The organism is Psychrobacillus sp. NPDC058041 (assembly GCF_042885655.1).
Lineage (GTDB): Bacteria > Bacillota > Bacilli > Bacillales_A > Planococcaceae > Psychrobacillus.
Window position 1 is genome coordinate 15,353 of record NZ_JBHVRO010000005.1, and the last position, 21,087, is coordinate 36,439.

The 21,087-nt window shown below is 34.2% G+C and carries 17 protein-coding genes; 2 read left to right on the forward strand and 15 right to left on the reverse strand.

The window, feature by feature from the left end:
- Nucleotides 1–6: 6 nt before the first annotated feature.
- From mutL to cotE, 3 genes are all read right to left on the reverse strand, one after another.
- Nucleotides 7–1,794: a DNA mismatch repair endonuclease MutL gene (gene mutL / locus ACFVR1_RS09350; protein ID WP_387583358.1), complete on the reverse strand. Its 1,788-nt coding sequence runs from the start codon at nt 1,792–1,794 to the stop codon at nt 7–9.
- 21 nt (nt 1,795–1,815) lie between these two features.
- Entirely contained in the window at nt 1,816–4,380 is a 2,565-nt protein-coding gene (gene mutS, locus ACFVR1_RS09355; protein WP_387583360.1) for a DNA mismatch repair protein MutS, read from the reverse strand.
- Between the two features lie 81 nt (nt 4,381–4,461).
- Nucleotides 4,462–5,001, reverse strand: a complete 540-nt coding sequence (cotE, locus tag ACFVR1_RS09360; protein WP_387583362.1) for an outer spore coat protein CotE — start codon at nt 4,999–5,001, stop codon at nt 4,462–4,464.
- 141 nt (nt 5,002–5,142) lie between these two features.
- Here cotE and ACFVR1_RS09365 point away from each other — a divergent pair, with 141 nt between their 5' ends.
- Complete coding sequence (locus tag ACFVR1_RS09365; protein WP_387583365.1) at nt 5,143–5,841, forward strand: glucosamine-6-phosphate deaminase; 699 nt, start codon at nt 5,143–5,145, stop codon at nt 5,839–5,841.
- 266 nt (nt 5,842–6,107) lie between these two features.
- Here ACFVR1_RS09365 and ACFVR1_RS09370 read toward each other — a convergent pair whose 3' ends face one another.
- From ACFVR1_RS09370 to ACFVR1_RS09390, 5 genes are read right to left on the reverse strand one after another with little or no spacing between them, the layout of a single operon-like run.
- Nucleotides 6,108–6,704, reverse strand: a complete 597-nt coding sequence (locus ACFVR1_RS09370) for a hypothetical protein (protein ID WP_387583367.1) — start codon at nt 6,702–6,704, stop codon at nt 6,108–6,110.
- Nucleotides 6,705–7,283, reverse strand: a complete 579-nt coding sequence (locus tag ACFVR1_RS09375) for a nucleotidyltransferase family protein (RefSeq protein WP_387583369.1) — start codon at nt 7,281–7,283, stop codon at nt 6,705–6,707.
- A complete protein-coding gene (locus ACFVR1_RS09380; RefSeq protein ID WP_387583371.1) occupies nt 7,280–8,923 on the reverse strand; it encodes a hypothetical protein in 1,644 nt (547 codons plus the stop codon). The genes ACFVR1_RS09375 and ACFVR1_RS09380 overlap by 4 nt, the downstream gene beginning before the upstream one ends.
- Nucleotides 8,916–9,710, reverse strand: a complete 795-nt coding sequence (locus tag ACFVR1_RS09385; RefSeq protein ID WP_387583373.1) for an ABC transporter ATP-binding protein — start codon at nt 9,708–9,710, stop codon at nt 8,916–8,918. Before ACFVR1_RS09385 ends, ACFVR1_RS09380 begins: the two co-directional genes overlap by 8 nt.
- 15 nt (nt 9,711–9,725) lie before the next feature.
- Nucleotides 9,726–11,006 carry an alpha/beta hydrolase family protein gene (locus tag ACFVR1_RS09390; protein ID WP_387583376.1) on the reverse strand — a complete coding sequence of 427 codons (1,281 nt, stop codon included), beginning with the start codon at nt 11,004–11,006 and terminating at the stop codon, nt 9,726–9,728.
- A 97-nt stretch (nt 11,007–11,103) separates the two neighbouring features.
- Between ACFVR1_RS09390 and ACFVR1_RS09395 the strand changes: the two genes are divergently transcribed.
- Nucleotides 11,104–12,306 (forward strand): CynX/NimT family MFS transporter, encoded by a 1,203-nt coding sequence (locus ACFVR1_RS09395; protein WP_387583378.1) that lies wholly within the window; start codon nt 11,104–11,106, stop codon nt 12,304–12,306.
- Between the two features lie 65 nt (nt 12,307–12,371).
- Here the strand turns inward: ACFVR1_RS09395 and ACFVR1_RS09400 are convergent, their stop codons facing one another.
- From ACFVR1_RS09400 to miaB, 7 genes are all read right to left on the reverse strand, one after another.
- Nucleotides 12,372–13,436 (reverse strand): nitric oxide synthase oxygenase, encoded by a 1,065-nt coding sequence (locus ACFVR1_RS09400; protein WP_387583381.1) that lies wholly within the window; start codon nt 13,434–13,436, stop codon nt 12,372–12,374.
- 128 nt (nt 13,437–13,564) lie between these two features.
- Nucleotides 13,565–14,758, reverse strand: a complete 1,194-nt coding sequence (locus tag ACFVR1_RS09405; protein ID WP_387583383.1) for an MFS transporter — start codon at nt 14,756–14,758, stop codon at nt 13,565–13,567.
- 581 nt (nt 14,759–15,339) lie between these two features.
- A complete protein-coding gene (locus ACFVR1_RS09410; protein ID WP_387583385.1) occupies nt 15,340–16,032 on the reverse strand; it encodes a hypothetical protein in 693 nt (230 codons plus the stop codon).
- A gap of 23 nt (nt 16,033–16,055) precedes the next feature.
- Nucleotides 16,056–16,931, reverse strand: coding sequence for an ATP-binding cassette domain-containing protein (locus ACFVR1_RS09415; protein WP_387583388.1), 876 nt, complete (start codon nt 16,929–16,931; stop codon nt 16,056–16,058).
- A complete protein-coding gene (locus tag ACFVR1_RS09420) occupies nt 16,928–17,296 on the reverse strand; it encodes a GntR family transcriptional regulator (protein ID WP_387583391.1) in 369 nt (122 codons plus the stop codon). Before ACFVR1_RS09420 ends, ACFVR1_RS09415 begins: the two co-directional genes overlap by 4 nt.
- A gap of 904 nt (nt 17,297–18,200) precedes the next feature.
- Complete coding sequence (locus ACFVR1_RS09425; protein ID WP_387583393.1) at nt 18,201–18,635, reverse strand: YlbF/YmcA family competence regulator; 435 nt, start codon at nt 18,633–18,635, stop codon at nt 18,201–18,203.
- Nucleotides 18,635–20,182: a tRNA (N6-isopentenyl adenosine(37)-C2)-methylthiotransferase MiaB gene (miaB, locus tag ACFVR1_RS09430; protein ID WP_387583396.1), complete on the reverse strand. Its 1,548-nt coding sequence runs from the start codon at nt 20,180–20,182 to the stop codon at nt 18,635–18,637. Before miaB ends, ACFVR1_RS09425 begins: the two co-directional genes overlap by 1 nt.
- Between the last annotated feature and the right edge of the window lie 905 nt (nt 20,183–21,087).

The window sequence follows — 21,087 nt, forward strand, 5'->3', positions numbered from 1 at the left end:
TCCCTCCTACATTACCCGCTTGAACATCTTTTCAATTTCATACGTAGTAAAATGAACGATTACTGGTCGACCATGTGGACATGTTAATGGATGTTGCGCATTTTTTAAACTTTCTAATAGCTGCTCCATATCTCTAGTAGTTAAATGGTGATTAGCTTTGATGGATAGTTTACAGCTCATCATAATCGCAGCATCTTCTCTAAGCTTTTTAATATCTGTTTTTCGATTCGTTAATACTTGCTCAATTAAACCTTCAATAATTTTGGTTTCACTTCCTTTTGGAAACCAAGATGGATGCTCTCTTACAACAAAGCTAGATGAACCAAATTCTTCTAAATATATGCCGACATTTTTTAGTTCCTCTAATGAATCTTTTATGCGGTAAGATTCATCTAAAGAATAGTGAAAAGTAAGTGGAAGTAATAATGCTTGCCGTTCACTTGCACTTACTTCCCCAACCTTTTCTTTGAAGAATTCATATTTGATACGTTCTTGTGCTGCATGTTGATCTATTAAGTAAAAGCCATCATCACTTTGCGCAACAATATATGTTCCATGTATTTGTCCTACTACATGTAAATCTGGAAAGGGCTTTTTCTCCTCTTTAAATTCTTCTATATATTCTTCTACCTCTATTTCTTCTAAAAGAGGCTCTAAATCCTCTTTTACTATCGATGGTAGCTCAGTTTCTTCTGTATCTGTTTTTGTTATTGCTTCAGGTGGGGCTTGATACGTTTGTTTAAAAAAGTCAAACTGAATACTCGGTTGTTTTTTAACTTCAGGCTTTTCTGTAATTTTCGGTGGTTGTTGTACTTTATGAATAACGGAACGAATTGTTGTTCTAACAAGCTCCATTAATTCCTTTTCTTTACTTAATCTAATTTGATGCTTTGCTGGATGCACATTTACATCCGTGAGCATTGGGTCTGTTTCAATATTTAATACTACAATCGGAAATCTTCCTATTGGTAACAAAGTATGATAAGCATCTACAATTGCATTATTTAAACCATAATGCTTTACCCAACGCCCGTTCACAAGAATTGTAATATAGTTTTTAGATGCTCGGGTAATTTCCGGTAACGTGGCAAAACCAGAAATATGAAAATCAGCGGACTCATTTTCAAAACCAATCATTTTTTTCACATTAGATACACCATAAATTGAGGCAAGAACCTGCCTTAAATCTCCTCGTCCGGTCGTTTGAACAATAGTTTGGTTATTATTTGATAATTTGAAGGCAATTGACGGAAAACTAATTGCCAATCGGTTAATTAAGTCAATAGAATGACCTAACTCTGTCTGAATTGTTTTTAAATATTTTAATCGAGCTGGTGTATTAAAAAATAATTGATTTACAACAATATCCGTACCTCGTCTAATTGGTGCCGGTGCGCAGGAAAGTACACGTCCTCCTTCAAGTTCCACTTTTGTCCCAATGTTTTCTCCATCGGACGTCCATAAACTAATTTTTGATACAGAGGCAATACTCGCTAGTGCTTCTCCCCGGAAACCTAATGAACGGATTCTAAATAGATCATGTTCCGTTGTAATTTTTGAAGTGGCATGTCGTGAAAAAGATTGGACAGCATCTTCCTCATCCATTCCTTTCCCATTATCAGTTACTTGTATTTTTGCTAATCCAGCTTCTTCGAGCACTATTTCAATGGATGTACTTTCAGCATCAATGGCGTTTTCCACTAACTCTTTTACTACGGATGCGGGACGTTCCACTACTTCTCCCGCTGCTATTTTATTGGAAAGTAGTTCTTCCATCACGATGATTTGCCCCATATTCTTCACCTACTTTTTTGGTTATTCTAATTCGTTTTGCAGTTCATATAATAGTTGTAATGCTTCTAATGGTGTTGTGCCGGAGATGTTAATCTTTTTGAGTTTTTTCACAATCTTTTCCGATGAATTATCATCATTTTTTTTAGAATCAGTATGTGTTACTTGTAATTCGTCAAAAAGGGATAGCTGTGTATCGTTTACCCCAGAAATGGATTTTTCCTGTTTATCTTTTTGCTCAAATGTCACTAAAAGCTCTCTTGCTCTTATAATAATTTCTTTCGGAAGCTGTGCTAGTTCGGCAACATGAATACCATAACTTTTATCTGCTGGACCTTTTTTTAATTTATGAAGAAATACCACTTTTCCATCTTTTTCAGTAGCAGAAACATGCACATTTCGCAGTTTAGACAGTGTTTGTTCTAGATCGGTTAACTCATGATAATGAGTTGAAAATAAAGTATTTGCACCAATATGGTCATGAATATATTCCATCATCGATTGTGCTAGACTCATCCCGTCATAAGTAGATGTTCCACGGCCAATTTCATCAAAAAGCAGCAAACTCTTACTTGTAGCATTCATAATAGCATGTTGGGATTCCATCATCTCAATCATAAATGTACTTTGTCCTCCTGCTAAATCGTCTGCAGCACCAATGCGAGTAAATATCTTATCGACAATTGGTAGATTTGCAGATTCAGCAGGAACATAACAACCAATTTGAGCCATAATTACTGTAATTGCTACTTGTCGCATAAAAGTGCTTTTACCAGACATGTTTGGACCAGTTATTAACAACATATTTTCATCTTCTGTCAAAACACAATCATTTGGTACATACAACTGATTATTCATCATTTTTTCAACTACAGGATGTCTTCCTTCTTTAATAACCATTGCATTTGTTTCGTGAAAATTTGGTTTTGTTAATCGATGTTTTTCCGATACTTGCGCAAAAGAAATATATACATCTAATTCACTCACTTGTTTTGCAAGTTTCTGGACGCGAGGAATATACTCTTTTATTTCTTCTCTTAATTGTGTAAATAACTCATATTCTAGCAATAAACTTTCGTCTTCCGCAGAAAGGATGAGTGACTCTTTCTCTTTCAATTCATCTGTAATATAGCGCTCAGCATTTGCTAATGTTTGTTTTCGAACATACCTTTCCTCATCTGCAAAGTGAATATTCGATTTCGTTAACTCAATATAATAACCGAATACTCGGTTATACCCTATTTTTAAATTCTTAGCACCTGTAAGTTCTCGTTCTTTTTGTTCTAACTCAGCTATCCACTTTTTACCATTAACAGAAGCATCACGGAGTTGATCTAAACGATTGTTGTATCCATTGTTTATCACTCCACCATCTTTCACAGAAACAGGGGGATTTTCACTAATAGCTGTTTCTAACTTTCTCCAAATATCTTGGCAATCCTCAATTGCTTGTCCTAAAGTAATTAGTGCATCATCGTTTGATTCTAATAAAACCTGCTTTATCATTGGAATTTTAGAAAGTGATTGTCGTAATTGTGCAAGATCTCTTCCTCCTGCACTTCCAAACCCTATTTTCCCTACTAATCGCTCTAAATCATATACTTCTTTAAATGCTTCTTTTATTTCTTCTCTAAGCATAAAATCTTCCAAAAAGCTCGTTACGATTTCTAAACGTGCTTCTATATTTTTTTTATCTGCAAGTGGCTGATGAATCCATTGTTTCAGTTTTCGTCCGCCCATAGCAGTTATCGTTTCATCTAATAACCATAGTAATGTTCCTTTTTGGTCTCCATTGCGAATAGAAGAAATAAGCTCTAAATTTCTTTTCGAATGATAATCAATGGCTAAAAAGGAATCTCTTCTTTGAAATGCGAAAGGCTGAATATGTAAAAGAGATCGCTTTTGCGTTTTTTGAATGTATTGTAATAATCGTTTGACCGTTCGATGTGTTTCTTTTGGATGATTTTCTACATATTTTTCTGCTTCCTCATTATTCAACTCTTCTTGTTCAATTGATAATGTAAATTCATGTAACTCTGATAAGTCGTTAATCAGTACATACAACTGTTCACTTACAATCAATTCTTTCGCTTGTATAGACAATATTTCTTGCACAACTTCTTTTTCATCACCATGTAATATAGTTGTAAAACCATCCCCAGTGGAAACATCTAGGTAAGAAAATGCTACTTCATTTGAAGGTAGCAAATCTGCAGACGCAATGAAAAAATTCGTCTTGTTGTGCATAGTTTTTCCTTCAATAATCGTTCCAGGGGTTATTAACCGTACAACTTCTCTTTTTACAACGCCCTTTGCAACTTTTGGATCCTCTACTTGCTCACAAATCGCCACTTTATGTCCTTTACTAATGAGTAATTCAATATAATTCTGCGCCGCATGATGTGGTACACCACACATTGGAATATTATCCTTTCGACTTGTTAACGTTATTTCTAAAATGGCGGCAGCCTTTATTGCATCATCATTAAATAACTCATAAAAATCGCCTAATCGGAAAAATAAAAATGCATCTATATAGTCTTCTTTTATTTTCAGATATTGTTGCATCATTGGAGTATGTGTAATCATTTTCTTTCCTTCTCTCTTCTAAACTTCTCTATTTATTATAGCAAAATATAAAGAAAAAAAGCCGGAAATACTAGCCGGCTTTTAAAGTGAGGAGGAAGAATTATCATTTGAAGAATTAGATGAGTTAGAAGAACTAGAGGAACTTTCTTCATCGAACGCCCACTCTTCTTCGAAATCCTGATCGTGAACCTGGATGCATACTGTTGTTTCCCCTACAACTTCAGCGAGAAGTTCACGTTCTACTGTTACTTGAAATTTAGTTCCTCCCGAATTAATTATTGCTTCAGTGCAATTTGGTTGCTGAATAACACGTACATGAACTTCTTCACCAGTAGAATCTTTATCACGATAGCTTAATTTTATTCTGTCTTTGTAATTAATTGTTTCGGTAAAAACAGATGTTTTGGAATGGTCATGATGAGCATACCAAACATTTATATCAAATTTCCCTGTTACCTCTACGAATTTCCCATGCTTTTTAGACTGAAACGTATGGTTAATAACCCAACATCCTAAAATACTAGATGGCGTATTTGGCGGGCACAGAATTTCAGCTGATTCCGTTCTCTTTTTCCCTTTAGCAATAACAGCTTTCGTCACTATCTGTCGTAAATGTTTCATTTTTTTCCTCCTTGTATTCAAGTCATAACATCATATGCACTATACGCCCAATGGGTTCATATTTTTTGATAAGATAGATGATTGACCTTTTGAAAGTTTACAAATACACTTATTATATAAATAGAATAGCGAGGTATTAGAATGCCATTTTTTGAAATAATTCATGTAGATAGTCAACAACAAGCAGCTTCTCATGCAATAGACAGGCTAACAAACGATTTAAATGCAAATTCATTGAATAGATTAGGTCTAGCAACGGGAAGTACAATGATTCCTATCTATAAAAGTATTATCGAATCCTCTTTAGATTTTTCCAAAGTTACCGCTTTTAACTTGGATGAATACGTCGGTTTAGCTCCTACAAATAAAAATAGCTATGCTTTTTTCATGAAGGAACATTTATTTTCCAAAAAACAATTTAAAAATACATATATCCAAAACGGACTAGCTGAAGATCTAGAATTAGAATGTATTAGATATGAAAATAAATTAAATGAACATCCATTAGATATTCAATTTTTAGGTGTGGGGGAAAATGGCCATATCGCATTTAATGAACCTGGCACTTCTTTTGACTCTGTAACCCATGTGGCCAATCTAACTGATTCTACACTTGGAGTGAATAGTCAATATTTTGATAAAAACGAAAATATACCTACTAGAGCTTTTACTATGGGTATTTCTTCTATTATGAATGCGAAGAAAATCATTTTACTGGCTTTTGGAGAAAAAAAACGTGTGGCAATAGAGGCTTTACTTGGAGATGAAATTACGGAACAGTTTCCCATTACAGTATTAAAGAGACATCCGCATGTTACCGTTATTACAGATATAAAATGAAAAAAGTGGTAGTGTCTTTTAAGTATAACTTGTCTTTAACATTTCCAAAGTACTTTGGACTAAGCATGACTACACTATTACCGTAGGAATTTTCGTGGATCTTGTTACGGATGTTTGTCCGTCGCAATCTTGGAATACGTGGAGACGTGTTGCCTAAATTTTAGGTAATAAGAGAAAAGATTCTTTCCTACTCTTTTAAAAGCAGACGAAAATGTAATTTCGTCTGCTCACGGCTTCATTTCAATTGAGGCTACTTTTTTACTTCCTTATTCCTTGAGAAACTCCGCTCTTAAAACATATACAACATCGTAATTTTTAATTTCATTTAAGCGATTGTCTATTTTCGAATAAAAATCTTTTGAAAGAGAACTCATACCTTGACCATTAGAGTAACAAATACTAGCAAGAACCATCTTATCAGATATTTGAACACTTTCCGATGGATTAGTCGCCCAAGTACTTTGCAACACTGTTGGCATTATTTGTTGTGTACTGCTACCACTATGGCCGCTTTCACTTCCAACGCTTATATTAAAAGTTGACTCTTTTTGATCTACAAGCGTTGGAGAAATAGAAAAAATAATCGTTCCTTCATTATCAATTTCAGTTACTATACTATTTAGTTTTTCTTCTATCAGTTTTCCAAACTCATATTTCTCCACCCATAGAGAGACTTTTTTATATTTTTTATCTACCTTGTAATCAAACACAAATGATTTATCACTTGTAGAAGATAATAGAAACTTTTCTTTATCAGTTAGTTTTGCTTCAGCAAGTGTATTCGTTTCTTGTATTTCTTTATTACAAGCCCCTATGCATATCATGAATAAAACTAAAGAAATGACAAGTGATATTCTTTTCAATCAATCATTCCTCATTTTACTAATTGAAATCATTGGCCAAATAGAAGACCAATTCTTTTTTCTTATTCGATCCTCGTATATGGTAATCAACTCTTTAGTTGTCTCAAAGCGTGGTGTGGGTTTTATCATCAATTGAATAACATCATTAAAACCATGCGGTGCAGCTAATAGTACATTATCTTCTTCGTCTAATTTCACTCCTAGTGCTGTTGCCGTCTCCGGAAAGTTTGCAATCCCATCAACGGCCGATGAATAAGCAGGCAAATTATTTATGACATGCATCCTAGCTTGATTTTTCACCGACCAAGGAATATTCGGCATACATTTTATTAACTGTTTTTCTATAGATTTTTCATTCGATTCCTCTACGTTTGTACAATCAAAATAGATTACATCTACATCGGATAATGGGGTTCTTTTTTCGAAATCATGAATCGTATCCCATAATTTTGAACGTACAAACCCCGCACAAATCCACCAATCAGGAAGTTTTAATTTTTTTGCTGCATTTAAAATTTCCATCATCCATTCATCTTCCTTGATCAAATTAATAATCTCTATTTCACTGTTGATTTTCACCTAATTACCTCTTTTTTTGATTGTTTTGGAAACACTGCTTTCCAACCAAATATTATTCCAATTATTAAGATAGCCATATATCCATATAATCCATAAGGTATTTTTGAAACAATCACATGTACTAATACAAACATACCTATCACTAACATACTAGCAAAGATTTTATATGCACTCGCATCTTGCATGTGCTCATGGGAGTTTGAAAATGGGTATACCTCTCTATTCAACATCTGATAGGAAATGAGTGTTATTACAATTGCCACAAGCATTACTATTAATAATTCTGACAAAATTCGTATAGAAAATAACCATATAAATAGGACACTTAAAATGACAAATACCGGAAGGAAGAATTTAACTATGCATGTCTTTAACGTAGCTCTATAGATAGATGCTTTATCTTGAACTGGGGCAGCTAAGAATATCCAGTTACCTTTGTAAGTACCAGAAAATTGAAGCATATGAACAACTGTGGGTATCATCATTAAGCTAAAATAAATTACCAAATACATATTTCCCTTTCCTATCTCATCCAATGATCGTATCCTCATCTCATTAAACAAAAATATTAAAGGGAAAATAAAGGCAAAGCCTAATTGAGGATAAATTTTTAATTTTAATTCGCGTTCATGCTTCATCATAAGTGAAGAAAAAAGGAAGAAAGTTCTTTCCTCATCTGTTTTGCATAATATTCGTGCCCAGAACTTATCAATTTTTCGAGATTTCTGTTTTCTTGTAGTAGAATCACTTAGCAATTTTGATAGATTTCGCTCAAATGCCGGCATTAAACGAATATAGAATAGTATAGCTAATATTGGTGCAATGAATGCAAGAATAGATAATATTATAATATGTGCTGAATAGTCCTTGTTTAAGATAAGCTCAAAAGGTGCTCCATACCAAATTGGGGGTAATAATAAATGCCACCACTCAAATGTATACGTTATTTTAAGATTTATAAATTCAAACGACCGTGCTACTAGCTGATAGCTCACCATTATGCCAATCGTTAAAAGAATTTGAACATAATTTATTATATCCTTCAGTTTTTCTCCACTAAAAAAACGTAAAATAAATAAATAAACAAACGCAGTTAATACGACAGCAAAGCAACTAGTAAGCACAATTTCTATTAAAAATATAAAGAAAAATTTAATTCCACTAGTAAATATACTAATTATTAATGGAATCCCTACAAATGACCCTGTTAATAAAAAAATATATATTAAAATATGAACTATTTTAGCTGCATTTAAAGTTTTTGTATTAATAGGCTTTGTATGAATAATGTTTTTATCACGAATATCTAGTAAAACAGCTGAGAAATCAGATATCATCGATGTCATTAATATAAACATTAATAAACTAAACATTATACTAATGAGAAATATATATTGGCTTCCTAAAAATAGAAAAGGGGTCAATAGTATAAGCCCGTATAACGCATACACCCACAGAGATTTCAAAAATTGATTTCCCTCTTTTTTCACTTTCGATCCATTAAAAATGGTTGGCATTCTTCTACTATCCATTGTTAATTTTAACTGTACTATCTTCCTCATTACTTCATAATCTATGCCCAATTTCCTAAAAATCCCTTTAAAATGATCTAAGATTCTCAAAGAATTAAATTCATACATGGGTGGATTCCTCGTTTACAATATTCACAAATCTTTCTGCTATTTCAGCATGTTGTGTAAAGCCAGTTAGCTGATTAAATATATTTTCGAGCGTTCCTTCTCTGTTGATAGTTTTTAATTCATCGAATGTTCCATCCGCAATTACAGTGCCATTTACAAGCAATACAATTCGGTTACTAATCTTCTCAACAACATCCATAATATGAGAGGAATAAAAAATAGTCTTTCCTCGTAACGCAAGTTTTGCTAGTATTTCTTTAATTACCATTACACTATTGGCATCTAATCCACTTAAAGGCTCATCAAAAAATAATAAATCTGGATCATGTAACAAACTGGAGATGATTAGCACTTTTTGTTTCATCCCTTTTGAAAAGGAAGATAGACGTTGATGAAACACTGCTTCTAGATTAAACTCTTCCATTAATTTTAATGCTTTTTTCTCGGCAACCTCACTTTTCAAACCATAAAGTTCTCCAGTGAAGGTTAAATATTCACACGCGGTTAAATTTTCATACAATTCAGCCGTTTCCGGTACGTACCCTATTCTTTTCTTGTAACTAATATCACCATTTGATATATCGCTCCCGAATATTTCAACTTTTCCGCTGTAATCATTCAATAATCCTAGCATTAGTTTAACAGTAGTACTTTTACCTGCACCATTCGGACCAATATATCCTATAATTTGACCTTTAAAAACTTCTAAATTAACACCCTTCAAAACTCTTTTATTTCCGTAACTTTTAGATACATCTATTAATGACAACACCTTTTCTGTACTCAAAACTAACACCTCCTATTATTTTATGAATTCTACAATACCATCTACAAGTCCTTTTGCTAATGGGAGATTAGGATCCGAATAAGTGCCGATATTCCCCTCTCTATTGGCTGGAGCTTCTTTAAGGATATGATTCATATCTTTGATTATTAATAAGGATGAAGCCACTTTTGAGTTATAAAGCGCTTCAGCATCTGACACTGGTACTTGTATATCATTTGTTCCATTTATTATTAATACTAGACAGTTTAATTTTTGAATTTCTTCAGAAGGATTATATGCTAGCCATGAAATCAAATATGGTTGTACTGATGGACGAAAAATACTTTGCAGTTCCATACTAACATTTGCTACTTGTTCTTTTTTTGCTAATTTTCTTAAAATAGTTTTAGATTCTTCTAAAAGATTTCCGGACAGCTGAACTTGTAATTGTTCGATTAATACCTCGTTAATCGGTCTTCCTGCTCCTGCTATCGAAATAAATACATCAATATTCTTTTTGTTTGCGGCTACCATTCCTACTAATGAACCTTCACTATGTCCAATGATACCTATTTTAGAAAACAACTTATCATTTTTTGCATATTCGATAAAAGACGCTACATCATCAATATATTGATCAAAGGTTAATAGATTTTCCTTCGTTACTAAATGTGCGTTTTCTCCAACACCTCTTTTATCGTACCGAATGCTTGCTACCCCTTGTTTTGCTAAGTCTTCTGCTAACATCTTCAAACTATTGTTTTTTCCTGGAAGCAGAATCGAATTACCATTATGGTCAGTTGGTCCAGAGCCCGCAATAATAATCATGACAGGAAAAGGTCCGTTTCCTTCTGGTTTTTCCAAAACACCGACCATTTCTCCATCAGATACTTTTACTTTCACAGTTTCTCCTTTATCTATCACAGATTCAGGTGATGCTTTTGTCAGTTCAAAAGGGAACTGTTGTCCATTCTGCTTAAATGTTCCAGAGATATTATCCTTTATTACCTTTCCAGCAAAGGCTATACGCTGGCCCTGAATAAGCATATCGAAAGAGAGTGCTGGCTCCGTTAATTTCACATTTTCTAATGGATATTCATTTAACCCTTGAACGGGGATACTTATAGTACTATTTTTTTCTCCGAACTGAATCGTAATAGGTAGAGGTGTTTCGGGTATTTGAATTGCTCCCTCCCAATTACCTAATATATTCTCCATTGAAAACACATCCTCTTCTATTTTTTCCTTCTTTTCACATGCCGAAAATATAAAAACGGCCCCAACAAATAACATGATTAATACCAATGATTTTTTCAATAAGTTGCCTCCTTTATCTTTCTATTGAACTTTACTATCAAAAAGTGTTAGTCTTTCATAGTACTAATTATTATTGTCATCATAAGGAGAGAATTTTGTGTCAACAAATACAGCATTAAATAAAAAAAATACTATCTTATTAATACTAGGAATTATTTTCATATCTTCCACATTAAGATCACCTCTTACGTCGGTAGGACCAATAATTTCATATATTCGAGATGGTCTAGCAATTTCTAATGTGTTAGCCGGCTTTATTACTACTATCCCTCTTCTAGCATTTGCAGTTATTTCCCCCTTTGCACCTAAAGTTGCACGCCGTTTTGGAATGGAACTGACTTTGTTTTTTTCGATCCTTTTGTTGACTGGTGGCATAATTATTCGATCCTTAGGAACTACATCTTTATTGCTTATTGGAACTGCATTAATTGGAATTGCTATTTCATTTGGAAATGTATTGATGCCCAGCTTAATAAAACTAAAATTTCCTTTACAAGTTGGCTTATTAACAGCAATCTTTACCGTTTTCATGAATTTAACTGCTGGAATAGGAGCAGGTGTCAGCTATCCTATCGCTGAAGGTACTGCATATGGATGGCAGGGTGCTCTTGGTTGTTGGGTAATTTTAGCTATAATAGCCATAATTGTTTGGATACCACAAATTAGAAAAAGAGAAGAAAACGTGGAAGTACGTAAAATTTCTGCTACAAAGAAATCTAAGTCTATATTGTATAATCCTTTAACATGGACGATAACCTTAAGTATGGGATTCCAATCATTAATTTTTTATACTACAGCTGCATGGCTACCAGAAATTTTGCAATCAGAGGGAATGAAAGCAGAACAATCTGGATGGATGTTATCTATTATGCAGTTTTCTCAATTACCAATGACATTTATTATTCCCATTATTGCTGGTCGTCTAAAAGATCAAAGAATGCTTGTAGTAATCTATACGGCTTTGTATTTAATTGGTTTCATCGGATTATTATCTGGACCTGCTTCACTAACAGTTGTTTGGATGATTTTCCTCGGTTTAGCTGGAGGAGCTTCATTTGGACTAGTCATGATGTTTTTTTCTCTTCGCTCTCGAACACCAATCGAAGCTGCTGAGCTTTCTGGTACAGCACAATCAATTGGATATCTGTTGGCAGCACTCGGCCCTGTTTTTTTCGGATTTATTCACGATGAAACGGCAAGCTGGTTTATTCCGAAAATATTATTTATAGTAATAATCGTCTTACTATTCTTTGCTGGTATGCATGCTGGAAGAGATCGATTTGTTTCAAGTGAGAACTAAAAACAGTTAAATCTTCATTCTATAAAAAAAGAGGAACCAGCAAGCTCTATTGCTGATTCCTCTTTTTAATATGGTGATGGCTGGTAAAAATAATTAGGAGTTTTCTTTTCATTATTATAAGGTTTGTGAAATATATGAGTTGTTCCTGGCGATAATGGTGGGATTAGCCAAGTCCAGTTTCCTGTTACATCACGACCCGCCTCCCCTTCTTTTTCTTCAAACCTCTTAAATTGCTGTGCAGCAGTATGATGATCAACGATGCTTACTCCGTCTTCTTTAAATGAAAATAATACCGCTGCATTTAATTCTACCAATGCACGATCCTTCCAAAGAGAAGCATTGGATTTCGTATTTAAGCCCATGTTCTCTGCAATAATAGGAACCATATTGTAACGGTTATCATCAGCCAAGTTACGGGCACCGATTTCGGTTCCCATATACCATCCGTTGAATGGTGCTGCTGGATATGTAATTCCTCCAATTTCTAGTTTCATGCTTGAAATTATCGGTACAGCATACCACTTAACGTTCAGTTCCTCAAACCACTTGAGTTCCTGGTGACGAATCGGCACTTCTAAAATATATTCTTTTGGTATCTCAAATAATTTAGGCTGATTGTTTTTCGTCTGAATGACGAGAGGCAATATATCAAAATGTTCGTTATTACCTTTCCATCCGAGATCTTGGCATACTTTGGTAAATGCTATCGAGTCTGGATCACCAATTATTCCTTTTTCCGTTTTATATCCTGCATAACGTATTAATTGATGGTTCCATATGCGAACATCATGAGGTGAAAATACGGTGATTGTTGGTCTAATTCTACCTTCATTCGTTGCAAACTGAATATGCTCAAGTAGTGCTTGGTAAATTTCTTCCTCTGTTTGCATATATCTTTTATCAAAAACGTTCAAGCTTTGCCAAAATAACCGTCCTATACATTTATTGCTATTACGCCATGCCGCTTTAGCGCCATATGTAATCTCATCAATCGTTTGTTCATAACTTCCATTTTTCTTTATTTGTCGTTCTATCTCAAGTAAACGAGAATGTATTTCCAGCTCCGATCGACCAATTTCATTATAATAACTACGTATAAAATCCTCTGCTTCTTTTAACATGCCTGTCATCCTTCCTGCTACTACTTCCATCATAGAAGAAATGGTTTAGAACAAACAAGTCCCAAGTTCTTTGAAGTTGTGAGGAATTTATGACATAAAAAAAAGAGTGCCTACTAGTAGACACCCTTTCTATAAAACTATACGAATAATTTTTTATTTCTGTATACAATAATACTTACTACTACTAATAATAATCCTGAAAATATAAATACCGCTCGTACTCCTAAAAAATCTGCAAGTATTCCAATTACCAAAGATGAAATTCCAAAAACTCCAGTTGCAACTGTACCCATGGAAGTATAGACAGTTACTAGTTTTTCAGGAGGAACACTTCTTTGAATAACCGTTCTTTGCGGAATATTTTTAAGTTGACTAAACAAACCAATACCAAACGACAAAATTAGCGCTATAACAGGATAGCTTGTTGTACCAAATAATATAGTTAAGATACTAGAGATTAAGACTCCCACGAAAATAAAAAGGTACTTATATTGTTCAACATGACGAGGGAATTTAATACAATAAAGACTACCAATTAATAAGCCAATAAAGAATGAACCATTTATAAGGCCCCACCATTGTTCTCCAACTTGTAGTGCTTGCTCGACAAATACATAAACAATTGCAGCAATCCACACAGTCCCAGCAATGGTTTCTAAAATGTCCATTTGAATTATTTTTTTCAGAATTGGAGTTGCTCCAATACTTTTCCATCCTCCGGTAAGCTGTTCCCAAAGTTTTTGTTTTTCTTTCTCGACATAATCCACATGTTGAATGAAAGTCAGAAATACACAGGACAGCATAAATAGTAAAGCTACGACACCTATTAATTGAATTGAGCTTATTACGATCAATAAGAGTCCTCCGAAAAGCCAAGCTCCTATTTGAATCATTTGAGTAATGGATTCAGCTATACTATTAGCCTTTATCAACTGATTATCTTCTACATAGTACGGAATAAGAGTATGCAAAATCGGATTCGCGCAGCCATCTAAAAATGCTATTCCAGCAATTATGAAAAAGATAAAATAATAGTTCTTATCTTGTAAAAATAGTAAAAGAAAAGCACCTAATCCCACCAATAAAACGGTTTTTCCAATTTGCGATCCTAATAACACCGATTTTAAACGCCACTTACTAATTACTAAAGGTGTAATAATACTAGAAATGAACATCGCAGAAGTAATCGTAAACGGAACAAATGCAGCTACAGTTGCAGAGCCCGTTAACTTGAATAAAACACTAATGATACAAACCACATAAAATACATCACCCAAATTAGCTAAAGACTGTCCGAGCATCAAAAAAAGAAAGTTTTTATTTATTTTCATTGTAATCCCCCATTAAATTAAATAAGTATTATATTTAATTTAGTGGGTCAAATTGGACAATTCATAAAAAGTCTCCTTTTCCTTAAAGCAAGATGAAAAAGCTTTGGGGGATAAGCGTTTCTTCATTGTCTTGCATTATTATTTATCTTTATTATAACAATCCGTTATTTAATTCACCATATGTTGTAATATTATTTGGAAATATTAATTCGTAATTTTTCCTAATAAGATATGCGCAACCACCCTCTTGGTGCAAATCCTATATTCAATTGTTTCTAAAGGACTTTGAGAAGACTTGGGTTATATCATTATCGACAGCTCCGGAAGAGGCATGTCTTGACTTCCGTTTTTGTGTGAAATAGAGTTTGATCAAAAATCCTTAACCCCACATTATATTGAAAACAAAAAGAATCCATCTTGAAAAAAGATTGATCAAAATGGATTCCACTATTATAAAAAAGTTTGATTATTTTCTGTCTGCGATGTTCAGCAATCGCGCCCGATTGTGGAAGATGCGATCTATTAATCACCTATGTTGGAAAAAAGCTGTTTTAATTTGATCATTCTTATAAGTCTTTTTTCTAATCCTTTTTCGACTTAGCCGTTAACGGTGCATTTCGCATGATTGGATATGTGATGAACAATGCAATCAGACTAATAGTAATCACAAAAGAAAATATCACCGTGTCATGAAAGTCCTGAGTCACTATCCACTCCCATAATGAAAAATCGACCAAACCACTGTATTTTACTAACGTACCGATGATCACTAACACCATGAACCAGATCACACTTTTCTTGAATCCAAGTCTATAATATATAGTATATAACAGAAAAGCGAAAGAGAAGGTAAAAACACAAAACATAAAATCTATTAAATAATAGGATAGGAAGGTATACTCTTGATTAAAAAAGGTTGCTGGATGCAATATATTAGCCGCTACGTTCCATCGTTCATAAAGTGTTAAGAGAATCCATTGAAAGACATTTAAAATAAAGGTGATAACCAGTACACTTGCTAAACCTACCACATAAAAGGTTTTCAACAAATTGACCCTTGTACTTCCCATTCCTATTGCGACAGGGAAAATAGTTTTGAATCCATTAATTGCAAACAGAAGAATAAAAAAATATGTTGGTCCTGAGATGGCGGCGATAACATCTTCACCCAAGTTAAAGAAATATCCAATGAATAACCATAACAAAAGTAAAGGGATAGTTATATATAGTAAAAGCAACTTCCCGAAGGCAAAAAGTGTCTCTTCATAAACCATCCTAAATGTCCCTCTGTTCAAGTTCATATGTTCACCTCATTTCGTTCTTCCGTTCTATTTAATAAATAATCATGTAGGGAGGCTGGTTCAATTGATAAGCTATGGGACTGAGCAAAATGCTTCCATTCGTTCGTATAAGGTTCATCAAGCATGACTTTCATTTTCGTACCCATTTCTTGTTGCTCCAACACAGTGTGCGACTGGATGATATTTAATAAATAGGTCTTCTCTCCACTTAACCAAATGCCTTTTTCCCGCATCGTTTCCATTGTTTCATGGAGAAATACTCTACCATCATGAATCACTACCAACGCTTCACATAGAGTTTGAATTTCTTCGATATGATGGGAGGACAAAAGAATGAGCCTCGGGTTTTCTTCATAACTTTCCAATAATACTTTGTTAAATTTCTTTCGCATACCTATATCTAAACCATTGGTCGGTTCGTCAAGTATTGTTATATCAGCATTACTAGCAATACCGATAATAAATTGCAGTGCTGATTTCATACCTTTAGAGAGCCTGGATACATTTTTGTTTTCATTCAAATTAAAAACTGTTAAAAGCTCTTTAGCAAAATTCATATCAAAATTTGGATTGTAATAATCGCCAAAGCGTAACGCATCTTTTACCTTCCAAATCTTACTGAATGGATGCTCTTCTTGCATATAACATAAATGATTATTTGTTCGATCATGGTTATAAGGATTAAATCCCTGTATGTTTATCTCCCCTTGATCAGGTTTCAAATGACCGGCTAACAACTTCATAAAGGTAGTTTTCCCAGTTCCATTTCGCCCCCAAAGTCCAACGATGATTTTCTCGCTCTCAGACAAATTAAAGTCATGCAATATTTTGTTTGAATCATAACTAAAGTGAACCTGATTGATTTCTATCATGATTGATCCTCCTTTTTAATTAATTGGATAATCTTTTGGACATCCATCCCTAAACGAGCCCCTTCTTCTAATAAAGGGGTTATATAATTCTGACGATATTGTTTCTGTCTTTCATCTAATATTTTTTGATAAGCTCCTTCATTCACAAACATACCGATACCTCTTTGCTTATAAATAAAAGCATCATCAACTAAAGTTTGAAGCCCTTTTCTTATGGTTGCACGGTTAATATTGTAAAAGCGAGACAATTCATTCTCAGAGGGCAATTGTTCTCCTTCTTTTAAATGACCTTCCACGATTTCATCTAATATGATTTGTGCAATTTGTAGAAAAAGTGGCTGATTTTCATCTAATGATGGCTTCAAAGCTTTACCTCCAAATCTATACATATGTTTACTTGAACACTCGACTATCCAACTATACAACATCTTAGTTTTGTTGTAAAGTCTTTTTCTAAATTTTCTATCAACTCTAGTTTTTATTATTTGTCCGCCAAATTTATAGCCGGATCAATTCGCTCATGCAATAGCAGCAAGTAAAGACGTCCTGTACATTCAGATAATCCATTCAACAGGTTGTTGATTTCCGTTCCGGCGCTCGCTTTCCGCGGGCATGACTTGAGCCTCCTCGTTCGCTTCGCTACCTGCGGGGTCTCAAGGCTCATGCTATTCCCGCAGGAGTCGAGCACCTGCACTCAAAGCAACAATGAACACTAAATAAGAGTACTATTGAAAACAGCGTAAGCTATTTTCATTCATGGATTCGAAATGAAGGACTATGAGCAAACACAAGGAAACAGCCGATTATATCTTGGGAAAGGAAGGAACAGACGAAGAATAAAGAAAAGGTAATACATAAAATCACGTACAAAAGATTTGGTCGCCATCTCTTTTGGGAAGGAGGCTGCGTTTAACCAATGGAACCTATGAAATAAGATTTTCTTACCTTGACTAGAGGTAAGAAAGCGTCCGCCTGCAGCGGAAATCATACTGTTTCTGATATACAATACTGCCTACTTTTTCTCAATTTCCACTTGCCATATTAATATGCAAAAAAGTAAACCAGTACATTAATTTGAGAAACATATTGTCTTTCATATTAGCAATGTTGATTGGAGCGGATGGCCACGACTCCGAGGGGATTAGCATGCAGCGGATATCAATCTGTTCAAAGAATAAAAATTTCTATACTTCTCGATTCTTCAAAAAAAAAAGAACATACACAAATCTTTTCAGATTTCCTGTACATTCTTTTTCGAATTCTTCTTATTTAAGAACAACTACCCGGTGTAGAGTTTTTTACTTGTGAACCAGTTTCACCTCTAAGTAAATCTCCACCTGTTGCCTCTATAATTTGATTTGTAACATTGTTTGAGATGGAATTTGCAACCATTTGAAGAAGACTGTTTACATCTCCTTGTGATTGCTTAAACTGTTGAACAATTGGTAGTTCATCAATTTCTGCTTCGATTGCTTCAATTTTTCCTTCAATTAATTTTAAAGCTTTTTCTTTACCTAAATGTTGAAAGTTAACTGCTTGTTTTTGTAAGCTTTTTAAACTAGCAATTTTTTCACGAACTTTTTGATTTTCATTGATTTGAGCTTCTGCTCTTTTAAAGAAATCAACTTCTTCTGTGCTTGCAATCATCGTAGCAATTTCTCTTGCTTTTTCAATGATATCTTCTTTTGTGTACTTAGTAGTCATTATATTCCCACCTTTTGTCCATTTGGTACGTCTACTAGTTCTCCAGTAAGTGACCATGTTTTTGCATCTGTAATTTTCACTTGCACAAGTTGGCCAATTATTTCTTTTGGTCCTTTAAAGTTCACTAGCTTACTTTTTCTTGTGTATCCTGCTAGAACATCCGGATTATTTTTACTTTCTCCTTCTACTAACACTTCCACAATTTGTCCGTCAAGCTTTTTCATTGCTTCCGCAGACATGTCATTTACCAGTTTATTTAAACGCTGTAAACGTTCTTTTTTCACTTCCATCGGTACATTGTCTACCATTTTAGCAGCTGGAGTACCTTCCCGTGGAGAATAAATATACGTATATGCCAGTTCGAAGCCTACTTCTTTATATAAAGACATTGTCTCTTCAAATTGCTCATCTGTCTCATTAGGGAATCCAACAATAATGTCAGTTGTTAAAGATGCATTTGGAATAGCTGCTTTAATTTTACGAACAAGTTCTAAGTAATGTTCTCTAGAATATTTACGAGCCATTATTTTTAGTATTTCAGAAGAACCTGACTGAACAGGTAAATGAATATGGTCAACTAAGTTTCCGCCTTTTGCAAGCACTTCGATTAAATGATCATCGAAATCCCTTGGATGACTCGTCATGAAGCGAATACGTGCAACATCAATTTTACGAAGATCGTCCATTAAATCACCAAAACGATAATCTAAATCTTCAAAGTCTTTTCCATATGCGTTTACGTTTTGGCCGAGCAATGTTACTTCTTTGTATCCCTGAGCAGCTAGATGTCTTATTTCTTGAATAATATCTTCTGGACGACGACTACGTTCTTTACCTCGTGTGTAAGGGACAATGCAATACGTACAGAATTTATCGCAGCCATACATAATATTAACCCATGCTTTGATCGAACCTTTTCTCACACGTGGCAAGTTTTCAATTACATCGCCTTCTTTTGACCAAACTTCAACTACCATTTCTTTTGAAAGGTATGCTTCGTTTAATATGTTCGGAAGTCTATGAATATTATGCGTTCCGAAAATCATATCAACTTGATTGTAAGTTTTCAAAATTTTATTTACTACAGATTCTTCTTGTGACATGCAGCCACAAACACCGATTAATACATCCGGATTATTTTGTTTCAAATGCTTTAAATGACCTAGCTCGCCGAACACTTTGTTTTCCGCATTTTCACGGATTGCACAAGTATTTAAAAGAATGACGTTTGCATCGTCCACGGTATCTGTTGGTTCATACCCAAGTTGCATGAATATACCAGCCATTACCTCTGTGTCATGCTCATTCATTTGACAGCCATAAGTACGTATATAAAATTTTCGATTTTGTCCCATACCTCTAAATTCTTCGGCGATGGCAAAGTCGTTATGGTAAGCAACTTCTTCTTTTCCTCGTTTTTTTGCTTCTTTTAAAGATGGAGGCGTATATACTGCTTGAAAATATTTACTATAATCCTTCTCGGATTTTTTGTCCGGAGAATTAGGTTCTTTCACTTGACTGCTAAGTAAACGTGATTCTTCGTTCATGAGAACGCTCCTTTCATACATTCGTATAATAACACGAATATCCATCCTATTATTATACTGAATAGAACTCCATTGCCACAAGGTTTAAAGCTTAAAAGTGCTGAATTGGTCATAAATATGTGTGTACAAGTCGAATATTTTATTGAATACCATAAATAGTCGTTGATTTCCGCTGCGGCGGACGCTTTTCGCGGGCATGGCTTCAATCTCCTCGTCGCTCTGCTCCTGTGGGGCTTTCAGCTCATGCTATTCCCGCAGAAGTCGCCGCCTCCACTCTAATCAACTAGTTCACCACTTAACGATTAATAGAATAAGAAAAAAGGATAGAAAACTACTGTTCAAAAGGAAATCACTTCCTATGTTTGAAAGTAGCGGTTTCCAACTATGAAAGCAGCCTTACTAGTAGCATAAAAGCGTAATTTTTTAAATTTATTCGTATATCCGTCTTTATTAAGCTCAAATACTTCCGTTCACAAAAGATAAAAATACTAGTTCATTGATTTGATATCATTGACATGCTACCTAAAATTAATACACTCATTATACAACAAAAACAACAACCCTTTCCTCATTAAAGTATTGGAAAGGATCGCTATTATTAGATATTTTAATTTTTGTATACTTCTTTTTAAAAGATACTTTTTAAACAAGAATACTTGATTGGAATTCTTTAGGAATATCTCTATGATCACTTTGGGTTATATGATTAACGGGTAAATACAAAGAGCAGCATATAAGCGACTGCGTCACTTAAAAGCTGCTCTTTGTTGGGTAATCGTATGGCAAGTGTTTGCCCTCCGTTCGCTAGAAACTTAAGTACCAAGTAGTTGAATGCTTTTGGTAATAAGAGAATCCATGAAATCACTAAATAGAAAGAACATGATTATACACTGCTTAACTAGATA